Origin of the sequence: Streptomyces boncukensis, assembly GCF_011045075.1 — a bacterium.
In the GTDB taxonomy this organism is placed as follows: Bacteria; Actinomycetota; Actinomycetes; order Streptomycetales; family Streptomycetaceae; genus Streptomyces; species Streptomyces boncukensis.
In genome coordinates this window covers 1-12,556 of the sequence record NZ_JAAKZZ010000191.1, presented here as the reverse complement: position 1 = coordinate 12,556, position 12,556 = coordinate 1, and the positions used below count along the sequence as shown (strand labels likewise).

Genomic DNA, 12,556 nt, shown 5'->3' with positions numbered 1-12,556 from the left:
GGGTATGGCGGCTGATGGGGTGGTGGTGGAGCGGTTGCGGCGCGGGGGGATGCGGCCGTTGGATGCGGAGCTCGCTCTGCGGGCGTTCGCGGAGGCTGTTGAGTGCGGGAGTACGGATGTGATGGTGGCGGACATCGACTGGGAGCGGTTCGTTCCGGCGTTCACCTCCGCGCGCCCCAGCCGTCTGCTGGCCGAGCTCCCCGAAGCCGCCGTGACATCGCCGGGACCGTTGACCGACGAGGGTCTTGAGTCCGGGTTGCGCCAGCAGCTTGCTGCCGTGCCGGAAGAGAAGCGGTACCAGATCCTGCTGGATCTGGTCCGCGCGCACGCCGCTACCGTCCTGGGGCATGCGAGCGCACAGGCCGTCGAGCCGGGGCGGGCGTTCAAGGAGCTCGGCTTCGACTCGCTGATCGCCGTGGAGTTGCGCAATCTCCTCGCTGCGCACACGGGACTGCGGCTGCCGACCACGCTCGTCTTCGACTACCCGACGCCGACGGTCCTGGCCGAGTACCTGTCGGCACAGCTGGTCGTGACGGATTCCACGGCAGTGTCCGCTTCACCGAGGGAGCTCGCGCTGGTGGATGAGCCGTTGGCGATTGTGGGTATGGCGTGCCGTTTCCCGGGTGGGGTCGGGTCGCCGGAGCAGTTGTGGGATCTGGTTGCGGGCGGGGTGGATGCGATGTCGGCGTTCCCGGCCGATCGTGGCTGGCCGGCTGGGGTGCCTGGTGGTGCTGGTGGGTTTGTTTCCGATGCGGGTGGGTTTGATGCGGGGTTGTTCGGGATTTCGCCGCGTGAGGCGTTGGCGATGGATCCGCAGCAGCGGTTGCTGCTGGAGGCGGCGTGGGAGGCGTTCGAGTCGGCCGGGATGGACCCGAGGTCGCAGCGTGGCCGTGGTGTCGGCGTGTTCGCGGGGACGAACGGCCAGGACTATGCGCAGGTGCTCGCGGCGTCGCAGGACGCGGATGACGGGCATGCGGGGGTGGGGAATGCGGCGGCGGTGCTGTCCGGTCGGGTGGCGTATGCGTTTGGGCTGGAGGGTCCGGCGGTGACGGTGGATACGGCGTGTTCGTCGTCGTTGGTGGCGTTGCACTGGGCGGGGCAGGCGTTGCGGTCGGGTGAGTGTGAGCTGGCTTTGGTGGGGGGTGTGACGGTGATGGCCACGGGGGCGGCGTTTGCGGAGTTCGACCGGCAGGACGGGCTGGCGTCCGATGGCCGGTGCAAGGCGTTCGCGGCGTCGGCGGACGGTACGGGCTGGGGCGAGGGCGCCGGTCTGCTGCTGGTGGAACGCCTCTCGGACGCGCAGCGCAACGGGCACCACATCCTCGCCGTGGTGCGCGGAAGCGCCGTCAACCAGGACGGTGCGAGCAATGGGCTGACGGCGCCGAACGGCCCCTCCCAGCAGCGCGTCATCCGTCAGGCGCTGTCGAACGCCCGCCTCACGGCTGCGGACGTGGATGCCGTGGAGGCGCACGGCACCGGCACCCGCCTCGGGGACCCGATCGAGGCGCAGGCGCTGCTGGCCACCTACGGCCAGGACCGCGGCGAGGACGGCGAGCCGCTGTGGCTGGGCTCGATCAAGTCCAACATCGGCCACGCCCAGGCGGCAGCGGGTGTCGCGGGTGTGATCAAGATGGTGCACGCGATGCGGCACGGTGTGCTGCCGTCGACGCTGCACGTGGATGAGCCCTCGCCGCAGGTGGACTGGTCGACTGGTGCGGTGGAGCTGCTGACCGAGGCACGGTCGTGGCCCGAGGTGGACCGGCCGCGCCGTGCGGGCGTCTCGTCCTTCGGGATCAGCGGCACCAACGCGCACGTCATCCTGGAGCAGGCGCCCCCACAGGCTGAACCGGCAGCGGAACCCGAGCCGCTGCCGAACCCTGCGGCACGGCAGGCACCGGAGACGGTGCCGTGGCCGGTATCCGCGAAGTCCGAGGCCGCCCTGCGGGCGCAGATCGAGCGGCTCCGGTCGTTCGTGGCCGACCGGCCCGAGCTGGACGCCGTGGATGTCGGCTGGTCGCTGGCGACCACGCGCGCCGGGTTGGAGCACCGCGCGGTGCTGGCCGGGGACGGCGTCCTCGCGACCGGTGTCTCCGGTGAGGGCCTGCTGGCGTTCCTGTTCACCGGCCAGGGCTCCCAGCGCCCCGGCATGGGCCTGGACCTCTACGAGCAGTTCCCCGTCTTCGCCGAAGCCTTCGACGCGGTGTGCGCCCGCCTGGATGTGCGGTTGGAGCGTCCGCTGCGCGAAGTCCTGGCCGACGGCACCGGTCTGGAGGACACCCTGTGGGCGCAGACCGCCCTGTTCACCCTCGAAGTCGCCCTCTACCGCCTCATCGAGTCCTGGGGCATCACCCCGGACGTGCTGCTGGGCCACTCCCTCGGCGAGATCACCGCCGCCCACGTATCGGGGATTCTCGATCTGGACGACGCCTGCACCCTGGTCGCCGAGCGTGGCCGCCTCATGCAGGCACTCCCCGCCGGCGGCGGCATGCTCGCCGTCCAGGCCACCGAAGCCGACCTCGCCGACGTCACGGACTCCGGACTGGACATCGCCGCCGTCAACGGCCCCCAGTCCGTCGTGCTCTCCGGTGACCTGGAGGCCATAAACCGCTACGCGGCCGAGTGCACCGCCCACGGCCGGCGGGTGAACATCCTGACGGTCTCGCACGCCTTCCACTCGGCCCTGATGGAGCCGATGCTGGACGACTTCGCCACCGTCCTGGACAGCCTGACCTTCCACCCCGCACGGATCCCGGTCGTATCGAACCTGACCGGAGCGGTCGCCGAGCCCGGCGCCATGCAGCAGCCGGAGTACTGGCTGAACCAGGTCCGCCAGCCCGTCCGCTTCGCCGACGGCGTCGCCACCACGGCCGAGCTCGGAGTCGACCGGTACCTCGAACTCGGCCCCGACGGGGTGCTGTCCGGCATGGCTCAGGACACCACTACCGGCGCCGTCTTCGCGCCGGCCCTGCGCAAGGGCCGCGACGAGACCGACGCCGTCCTCACCGCGATCAGCGGCCTGTGGACCACCGGCGCCCGCATCGACTGGGCCAGGGTGTTCGCCGACTGGGGCGGCCGCACGGTCGACCTGCCCACCTACGCCTTCCAGCGCGAGCGGTACTGGCCACAGCCGTCGGCCGGAGCAGCCGTCGGCAACGGGCTGGACTCGTGGCGCTACCGGGTCGCGTGGGACGCGCTGGGCGGCCTGCCGTCGGCGAGGCTGTCGGGTACGTGGGTGGTCGTCGGGCCCGAGGACGCGGACGTATCCGCGGCGCTGGCGGCAGTGGGCGCGACAGTGGTGAGTGTGCCCGCCCGGGATGTTGCGGAGCTGCCCGATGTGGCTGGGGTGGTGTTGCACGCCGAGGGCTGGGCGGACACCTTGGCTGCGGTGCAGGAGCTGGGTGAGGTCGCGACTCCGCTGTGGGTGTTGACGCGCGGTGCGGTGTCGGTGGGTGGCTCGGACCGGCTGGAGGACCCGTCGCTGGCGGCGGTGTGGGGGCTGGGCCGGGTTGCGGCGCTGGAGGTCCCGCACCGCTGGGGCGGCCTGGTCGATCTGCCGGAGGTCGTGGATGCGGCGGCCGGTGAGCGGCTCGTCCAGGTCCTCGCCGGCCGGGCCGGTGACGTGGAGGATCAGGTCGCGATCCGCGAGTCGGGGGTGTACGGCCGGCGGCTGATCCGGGCGGTGCCGGCCGGGGTGACGGAGGCGTCCTGGAGCCCGGACCCGTCCGGAACGGTGCTGGTCACTGGCGGCACCGGGGCTCTGGGCGCGCAGGTGGCCCGCTGGCTGGCAGGGCGGGGCGTGCCGCATCTGGTCCTGACCAGCCGCCGCGGCATCGCTCCGGACGGCTTGCTGGACGAGCTGTCCGGGCTCGGTACGCGGGTGAGCGTGGCCGCGTGCGACGTGGCCGACCGGGACGCTCTGGCCGCGGTCGTCGCCGGTGTTCCGGCCGAGTGGCCGCTGACCGGAGTCGTGCATGCGGCCGGTCTGGACGATCAGCAGCCGCTGGAGGCGACCACGCCGGAGGCGGCCGCCTCGGTGCTGCGTGCCAAGGTCGACGGGACGAGGTATCTGGACGAGCTGACGCGCGATCTGCCGCTCGACCTGTTCGTGGTGTTCTCCTCGATTGCCGCGACGTGGGGCAGCGGTGGTCAGGGTGCGTATGCGGCGGGGAACGCGTTCTTGGACGCGTGGGTCCAGTCCCGCCGCGAGCGGGGGCTTGCGGGCACGTCGATCGCCTGGGGCCCGTGGGCCGGGGCCGGTATGGCCGCGGACTCCGAAGCCGCCCGGGCCCTGCGCCGGCGTGGTCTGACGCCGATGGACCCGGACCTGGCGATGCGGGCCCTGGCCCAGGCGATCGACCGGAACGACAGCGGTCTGACGGTGGCCGACGTCGACTGGCCCCGCTTCGCCGAGACGTTCACGCTGATGCGGCCCAGCGCCCTGCTCCGAGGGTTCGTGGAAGCAGACGGCGCCCCGACCGCTGGATCGACGGCGGCCCAGGAGGACGACGGTGGTGCGAGGGCTGCCGACCTGCGGGCACGACTGGCCGGAATGAGCCTGGAGGAGCAGGAGGCGGCCATGTTGGAGATGATCCACTGTGGCATCGGCACGGTGCTCGGTTACACGTCGAGGGAGGACATCGACGGACGGCCGTTCCGCGATCTCGGGTTCGACTCGCTGACGGCCGTCGAGTTCCGCACCGTCCTGGCGCAGGACAGCGGGCTGCGGCTCGACTCGACGATCGCGTTCGACTATCCGACGCCGGTGGTGCTCGCCCGGCACCTGCTGGACGAGCTGGGCGACAGCGGCGCGGACGTGGCCGAGCCCGTGATCAGCGCACTGGACAAGCTGGAGGCGGCCTACACGGCCGGCTGGTCGGACGAGCTGGTCCGGGCTCGGGTGACGGTGCGGCTGCAGGCGTTCCTGGCGAAGTGGACGGCGGCCGAGTCGGGCGGTGGCGATGCGCTGACCGACCAGCTGGACGCGGCCGGCGACGACGAACTCATCGCATTCATCAAGAACGAGCTCGGCGAGGGGACGGAGTAGCCCGGCCGGAAGTGCCGTCATGGCCGCACGTCGAAGGTGGCCGCCGCGGATTCGCTCCGTGGCGGCCACCGCCATATGTGAACGGTCGCGTGATTTCCCGGTGGCTGATTTCACCGAGTTCTTCGCGAACGACGAGAATTCCGAGAGTTTTTCATCGATAGGGGTCCCTGCCTTGGGATCACCCCTATCTTGCGGCGGGGCGCGCTCCGCTCCCCGCCATCGCTGTACTTCCGTCGGAAGCAGTCGTTAGGGTCGGCATTGTGACTGATGCCGTGCGGGTCGAAGACCTGGTGAAGAAATATCCGATCGGCCCGGTACCCGCAGTGGACGGGCTGAGTTTTTCCGTCTCGCACGGAGAGGTCTTCGGTCTGCTCGGACCGAACGGTGCCGGCAAGACCACGACCGTGGGAATCCTCACCACGCGAGTTCTCCCCACCTCGGGGCGTGCCCTGGTCGATTCGACGGATGTGGTCGCGGAGCCCGCCCGGGCACGCGGGGTGCTGGCCGTGGTGCCGCAGCGCAACAACCTGGACCGGTCTCTGAACGTCCGGCAGAACCTGCTGTTCCACGCGGCCTACCACGGGGTCCGCTCAGCCGAGCGGAAGCGGACCGCCGACCTCCTCCTGGAGCGCATGGGGTTGACGGACTTCGCCGGCGCCCGCGTCGACTTCATGTCCGGCGGTCAGGCGCAGCGGGTGATGATCGCCCGAGCCCTGATGCACCGGCCCTCCGTGCTGTTCCTCGACGAACCGGCGACGGGACTCGATCCCCAGGCACGGCTGTTCGTGCACGAACGGATATCCGAGCTCCGCGACGACGGGGTGACCGTGGTGCTCACCACCCACGACATGGACGAGGCCGAGAAGCTGTGCGACCGCGTCGGCATCGTCGACCACGGCAAGCTCATCGCTCTCGACACGCCCGCGGCGCTGACCCGCACCCTGCCCGGCAGCACCACCTTGACCGTCACGCTTCGCCTCTCCGGCAGCACCACCGCCGACGACGCCACGCTCACCCTCACGGGCGCTGACGGGGTGGAGCGCGTGGAGCGGGTGGAGCGCCTTCCGGCGCACCCCTCGGGCGCGGACGAGCAGTTCCGGATCTATACGGCCCTTGCCCCGACCGCTGTGCTGCCGGGCGTCGTCAAGGTGCTCGACGGAATCGGATGCGAGGTGAGCGACATCGCCATCGGCAGGCCGAGCCTTGAGGACGTGTTCATCCATTTCACCGGTCGGGAGCTCCGTTGACCAGCATGCTTGAAACACCCGGCCGTCAGAGCGACGACGACGCGGCACGCGCGCCCGGCTCCGCGCGTGTCTTCATGGCCGTCTTCTGGCGCGACCTGTCGGTCACGGGCCGCGAACTTCCCTCGTTCCTCGCGCAGGTGGTGCTCCAGCCGCTCTTCACCCTCTTCATCCTGGGCAAGGTCCTGGGCGACCTCGGTTATGTGGGTGACGAGTTCGAGCAGGTACTGCTGCCGGGCGTGGTGGCCCTGGCCGCCTTCATCGGGGCCTTGCAGAACACCGCGCTTCCGCTGGTGCTGGACTTCTCCTACACCAGGGAGATCGAGGACCGGCTCCTGGCGCCGATGCGTCTGGAACTGGTCGCGGTCGAGAAGATCCTCTTCGGCGCGGCGCGCGGAGTGCTGTCGGCCGTGCTGATGATCCCGATCGGCATGCTCGTCCTGAGCGGGGTGGACTGGCCGCTCAGCGCTGCGCCGGGGATGGTCGGGGTGATTCTGCTGGGGTCCCTGGTGGGCGCGGCGATCGGAATGACCCTGGGCACCTTCGTGCCGCCGCAGCGGATCGAGATCATGTTCGCGGTGACGCTCACTCCGTTGATGTTCACCGGCGCCACGCAGTTTCCCTGGCTCGGCCTTGAGGCGATTCGGTGGTTCCAGGTGGTGTGCGCGGTCAACCCGCTGACCTACTTCAGCGAAGCGCTGCGCGCACTGCTGCTGGTGGACAGCGGCGTCGAGTCGCTGCCGCTGTGGATTTCCCTTCTGGTCCTGGGCGCGTCGCTCATCGGCTTCTGCTTCGCCGGCGTCAAGGGGTTTATGCGGCGCGCGCTCGACTGACCGGCCGGGGTCGGGCCCGTCGGGGCCGGGCAGGTCAGGTCACGCGGCGCGCAGCGGCTGAGCGAGCGCCGGGTCCTGGTCGAGGATCGCGCGGTACCGGCGCTGGATCTGCAGGCCCGGCTGCAGGCCGAGGTCGTCGCGGAGGCGCTGGCGCAGCCGGTGGAACACCTCGATCGCGTCGGCCTGCCGGTCGGCCCGGTAGAGCGCGAGCATGAGCAGGTCCTGCAGCCCCTCGCGGAGCGGATGCTGGGCGGCCAGGCGATCCAGTTCGGAGGCGACCGCGCGCTCCTCGCCGAGGGCCAGCCGCGCGGCCATGAGGTTCTCGTGCGCGGCGATGCGGCTGTCGTTGAGCCACAGCGCCGCGGACCGGCACCGCGCGCCCGGGCCGGCATCGAGCAGGACCGGCCCCCGCCACAGGCGCAACGCCTGTTCGAGGGACTCGACGGCGGCCTGCGGGTCGTCGGCGACGTGCTTGGCGCCGAGGGAGGCGAGGCGGTGGAAGCGTTCCGCGTCGATCGCGTCGGGGCTCAGGTCCAGCAGGTACCCCTGGTTCACCGTCTGCAGCGCGCCCGGACGGCCGGCGTCGTCCAGCAGCCGGCGCAGCCGCGCGATGTGGGCCTGCAGGGTGTTCTTGGCGGTGCGCGGCGGGTGGTCGTCCCACAGTTCGTCGGCCAGGTCCTGGCAGGACACCACGGAGCCGACGTTGAGGGCGAGCAGCGCGAGGAGGGCGCGCACCTTGGTGCCGCCCACCGGGAGACGACGTTTCCCGATGACCGTCAGCGGGCCGAGAACTGCTATTTCCATCAGGGCCCTCCGCCTGGCCATCGTTGTCCGTGGTACGCCGACGAATGATCGGCGAAACCCATGCTTGCCGGAACCGTTCGGTAGCGTCAAGCGGCCATTGCCCCATATATGCACCGGTCGACCCCACTTTTACGGCCCGCGATCTAGGGGTGGTCCAGGGGTTCCCCAGGGGTGGCACTGGGGTGGTCCAGGGGGCCCGCCGGGTCAAGTCATTCTGTTGGCGGAAGTTGTCGCTCCCTGTGATTGCCTATACCCGGACGATGCCGCTGGAATGCTCAAGAATCACCGGGATGACCGAGCCCGGGGCCAGCGGAATTCGCAGTACCCGCACGGGCCGATACTTTCTACAGCCCTACAGCGGGATGTTGCTGTGCTTGCGGGGCGGCAGTGTCACACGCTTGTTGCGCAGCGCCCTGAGCGCGCGCAGTACGGTCAGCCGGGTCTCCGAGGGCGTGATGACGTCGTCGAGGCTGCCGCGTTCGGCCGCCATGTAGGGGGTCAGCATGGTCTCCTCGTACTCCTCGATCAGCTCCTCGCGCAGCTCACCGGGGTCGTCGGCGGTGGCGAGCTCGCGGTGGCACAGCATGTCGACAGCGCTGGCCGCGCCCATGACGCCGATCCACGCGGTGGGCCAGGCGAAGCACATATCGGCGCTGAGCTCCTTGGAGCCCATCACCGCGTATCCGCCGCCGATCGCCTTCCGGACGATGACGGTCACCTTCGGCACCGTCGCCTCGATGTAGGCGAAGCCGAGCTTGGAGCCGCGCCGGATGATGCCCTGGTGCTCCTGGACGGTGCCGGGCAGGAATCCGGGGACGTCGACGAACGTGACGATGGGGATGTTGAACGTGTCGCAGAACCGTATGAACCGCGCGCCCTTCTCGGCCGCCGCGATGTCGAGCGCTCCGGCGAGTTGCTGCGGCTGGTTGGCCACGATGCCGACGGCGCGCCCCTCGATCCGGCCGAAGCCGCAGATGATGTTCTGTGCGAAGCCCGGCTGCACCTCCAGGAGATCGCTGTCGTCGACCACCCGCGCGATCACCTCGGCCATGTCGAACGCTTCGCGCTGCGCATCGGGCAGGATCGAGTCGAGTTCGAGGTCTTCGGAGGTGATGTCGGGGTCCGCCGCGCTCTCGTACACCGGGGCATCGCCCAGGTTGTTGGGCGGCAGGAACGACAGCAGGTCCCGTACGTAGTCGAGTGCCTCGGCCTCGTTCTCCGCCAGGTAGTGCGCGTTGCCGGTGACCGTGGCGTGCACATGCGCGCCCCCGAGGTCTTCCATGCGGACCTTCTCACCGGTGACCTTCCGGATGACGTCCGGGCCGGTGACGAACATGTGCGAGGTCCGGTCGACCATCACGACGAAGTCGGTGAAGGCCGGCACGTAGACGGCGCCGCCCGCACAGGGGCCCATGATCAGCGAGATCTGCGGGATGACGCCGGACGCGGTGACCACCTTGCTGGCCACGCGGCCGTACGCGGCCAGCGACAGCACGCCCTCGGAGACCCGGGCGCCACTGGAGTCGTTGATCGCGACGACCGGGCAACCGGTGTGCAGGGCGAGGTCGAGGAGCTTGCCGACCTTCTCGCCGAAGACCTCGCCGACGCTGCCGCCCAGGGCCTGGGCATCCTGGGCGTAGACGCACACCTGGCGGCCGGCCACGGTGCCGTGCCCGGTGATGACGCCGTCGCCGCTCGGGCGCTCCGTGTCGGCGGCGAAGCCGGTCGAGCGGTGGCGGGCGAGCAGGCCGGTCTCCACGAACGAGCCCGGGTCGAGCAGGTACTCCAGGCGGTCCCTGGCCGTCATCCGGCCGAACCGGGCGAGGCGGCGGACCGTGCGGTCGGGGACGTGCCGGGCCGACTCGCGCCGGGCCCGCAGGTCGGCGATCTTTTCGGCGGTGGTGCCCGAAGCTCTCGGGCGCACCGGTTCCGCGGCCCGGTTCCCCGGCTGCGGGGTGAGGTCGCGCCGTTCCACGGCGGGGTGCGCTTCGGGGTAACCGGGTTCGTCCATGGACGTATCCTCGCTCACCCCGGCATGCTCGCGCACCCCGCCGCCAAGGCCCTGACCAGCCGCTGAAGGGCTGCTCAAAGAGCACTGAAAACGGCGGTGGTTCAGAGTTCCGTCAGCCGACTTTCAGCGCCTGCTGACATCCTTGGCGCATGATGCGTGCCGCGGTCCTCAGCGGCCTGGGGGGCTGGCTGCCTCCTCGGGTGGTGACGAACGACGATCTGCCAGCCGAACTCGACACCTCCGACCACTGGATCCGCTCCCGTACCGGTATCGCGTGCCGCCACTTCGCCAAACCCGGCTCCGCCACCTCCGACCTCGCCGTCGAGGCCGGAGCGCGGGCCCTGGCCTCCTCGGGCGAGCCGCACGCGGACGCGGTGGTCGTGGCCACGACCACGCCCGACCGGATCTGCCCGGCCACCGCCCCCGAGGTCGCGACACGGCTGGGGCTGGCCGGCGCCGCCGCCTTCGACCTCAATGCCGTGTGCACCGGGTTCATGTACGGGCTCGCCTGCGCCGCCGGCATGGTCGCCACCGGCGTCGCCGACCGGGTGCTGCTCATCGGCGCCGAGACGTACTCCAGCATCCTCGATCCGCTCGACCGCGGGACGGCCCCCATCTTCGGCGACGGAGCCGGCGCCGTGGTCCTGCGGGCCGGCGACCCCGGCGAGCCGGGCGCGATCGGCCACGTCGATCTGGGCAGCGACGGCTCCGGCGCGGAACTCATCAGGGCCGACGGCGGCGGGTCCCGGCAGCGGCTGTCCGAGGGGCCGGAACGGGAGGGCGAGCAGTATCTGAGGATGGACGGCCGCGAGGTGTTCAAACACGCCGTCATGCGGATGACCGCCTCGGGCCGGACCGTGCTGGAGCGCGCCGGCCGGTCCGCCGCCGACGTCGACCGGCTGGTGGCCCACCAGGCCAACATCCGCATCGTCCACCAGCTCGCCGACGAGCTGCGCATCGGCCGCGACCGCGTCGTCACCAACATCGACCGTGTGGGCAACACCGCGGCTGCCTCCATCCCGCTGGCGCTGCTCCACGGTGTCGCCGACGGTGCCGTGCGGCCCGGCCAGCAGACTCTGCTCACCGCGTTCGGCGCGGGCCTCACCTGGGGCTCGACGCTGCTGACCTGGCCCGATCTCGTGCTCTGCGACTAGCGAGCGAGGTTACCGACTGCTGATGAGGAGCCCCTGATGAAGAACACCTACGACCAGCTCACTGACATCCTGGTCAACCAGTTCGAGGTGCAGCCCGAGGAGATCGGCCCGGACCTCACCTTCGAGGAGCTCGAATTGGACTCCCTGTTCCTGGTGGAACTCAACCTCGTCATCAAACGGGACCTCGACGTGGAGATCGGCGAGGACGACGCGACGCCGCGCAGCACGGTTGCCGACGTCGTGAGACTGATCGACGCCCAGCTGAACCCGGCGTCATGACCAACGGTGTCGTCGTCACGGGCCTGGGACTGGTGACCGCCGCCGGCGTCGGCACCGAACCGACCTGGCGCGCGGTGTGCGCCGGGGAGTCGACCGCTGCCACCGACCCGGTGCTGGCCGGGCTGCCGGTCGACTTCTCCTGCCGGGTCCCCGAGTTCGACCCCAAGGCACTGCTCGGCCGTCGCGCGACCATGCAGTACGACCGGTTCGTGCAGCTGGGGCTCGTCGCCGCGCAGGAGGCCGTCGCGGACGCCGGACTGGACCCGGCCACATGGGACGGCGCCCGGGTCGGCGTCGTCGTCGGCTGCAGCGTGGGCGGCGCGGACACCCTGGCCAAGCAGCAGCGGAGGTTCCACGACGACGGACCTGAGACGGTGTCGTCGCTGCTGATGCCGATGGTGATCCCGAACATGGTCGCCGGGCACCTGGGCATCCGCTTCCGGGCGACCGGCCCGAGCCTGGTGACCTCCACGGCCTGCGCCTCCGGGGCCACCGCCATCGGCGTGGCCCGCGACATGCTGCTCCAGGGCGTCTGCGACATCGTCCTGGCGGGCGGCACCGACGCCCCGGTGGCCCCTCTCATCGTCACCGGCTTCAGACAGATGCGTGCGCTGTCGACCCGTACGGAAGCGCCGGCGGCGGCGTCGCGCCCGTTCGACGCCGGCCGCGACGGATTCGTCATGGGGGAGGGCAGCGGCATCCTGGTCCTCGAACGCGCCGGCCACGCCGCGGCCCGTGGTGCCCGGCCCCGGGCCCGGCTCGTCGGCTACGGCGCCTCCACCGACGCGTACCACGCGACCGCCCCCGACCCCGCGGGCACCGGTGTGGAGCGAGCCGTCCGCACCGCGCTCGCCGACGCCGGCGCCGCTCCGACCGACGTGGACCACGTCAACGCGCACGGCACCTCGACGCCGCTGAACGACCTGGCCGAGGCCAAGGTCCTGGCCCGCTGTCTCGGAACCGGCCCCGCGGTCACGTCGGCCAAGGGCACCCTCGGGCACACGCTGGGCGCGGCCGGGGCGATCGAGGCGGCGCTGACGGTGCTGACGGTCGAGAGCGGGCGGATCCCGCCGACGGCGAACCTCGAAAGCCAGGATCCGGAGATCGAGATCGACGTCGTGACCAAGGAGGCCCGGCGCCGCCGGAGCGACCTCGCGCTCACGAACTCCTTCGGGTTCGGCGGGCAC

General features: G+C 71.0%; 8 protein-coding genes. 6 read left to right on the top strand and 2 right to left on the bottom strand.

What is annotated here, in order from left to right:
• Positions 1-121 precede the first annotated feature (121 nt).
• The 3 genes from G5C65_RS19000 (at position 122) to G5C65_RS18990 (ending at position 7,121) form a co-directional block, all read left to right on the top strand.
• On the top strand, positions 122-5,044 hold the full coding sequence (locus G5C65_RS19000; protein ID WP_165300065.1) for a type I polyketide synthase: 4,923 nt from the start codon (positions 122-124) through the stop codon (positions 5,042-5,044).
• A gap of 260 nt (positions 5,045-5,304) precedes the next feature.
• Entirely contained in the window at positions 5,305-6,291 is a 987-nt protein-coding gene (locus tag G5C65_RS18995; RefSeq protein WP_165300064.1) for an ATP-binding cassette domain-containing protein, read from the top strand.
• Between the two features lie 5 nt (positions 6,292-6,296).
• A complete protein-coding gene (locus G5C65_RS18990) occupies positions 6,297-7,121 on the top strand; it encodes an ABC transporter permease (RefSeq protein ID WP_165300066.1) in 825 nt (274 codons plus the stop codon).
• 39 nt (positions 7,122-7,160) lie between these two features.
• Here G5C65_RS18990 and G5C65_RS18985 read toward each other — a convergent pair whose 3' ends face one another.
• Together G5C65_RS18985 and G5C65_RS18980 are read right to left on the bottom strand one after the other, a co-directional pair.
• Positions 7,161-7,925 (bottom strand): AfsR/SARP family transcriptional regulator, encoded by a 765-nt coding sequence (locus tag G5C65_RS18985; RefSeq protein WP_165300063.1) that lies wholly within the window; start codon positions 7,923-7,925, stop codon positions 7,161-7,163.
• Positions 7,926-8,277: 352 nt separating this feature from the next.
• Positions 8,278-9,936 carry an acyl-CoA carboxylase subunit beta gene (locus tag G5C65_RS18980; RefSeq protein WP_165300062.1) on the bottom strand — a complete coding sequence of 553 codons (1,659 nt, stop codon included), beginning with the start codon at positions 9,934-9,936 and terminating at the stop codon, positions 8,278-8,280.
• A 149-nt stretch (positions 9,937-10,085) separates the two neighbouring features.
• Between G5C65_RS18980 and G5C65_RS18975 the strand changes: the two genes are divergently transcribed.
• The 3 genes from G5C65_RS18975 to G5C65_RS18965 form a co-directional block, all read left to right on the top strand.
• Positions 10,086-11,090, top strand: a complete 1,005-nt coding sequence (locus G5C65_RS18975) for a beta-ketoacyl-ACP synthase III (RefSeq protein ID WP_165300061.1) — start codon at positions 10,086-10,088, stop codon at positions 11,088-11,090.
• Positions 11,091-11,126: 36 nt separating this feature from the next.
• A complete protein-coding gene (locus tag G5C65_RS18970; protein WP_165300060.1) occupies positions 11,127-11,369 on the top strand; it encodes an acyl carrier protein in 243 nt (80 codons plus the stop codon).
• On the top strand, positions 11,366-12,556 hold a 1,191-nt coding region (locus tag G5C65_RS18965), incomplete at its 3' end, for a beta-ketoacyl-[acyl-carrier-protein] synthase family protein (RefSeq protein ID WP_165300059.1). The genes G5C65_RS18970 and G5C65_RS18965, both read left to right, overlap by 4 nt.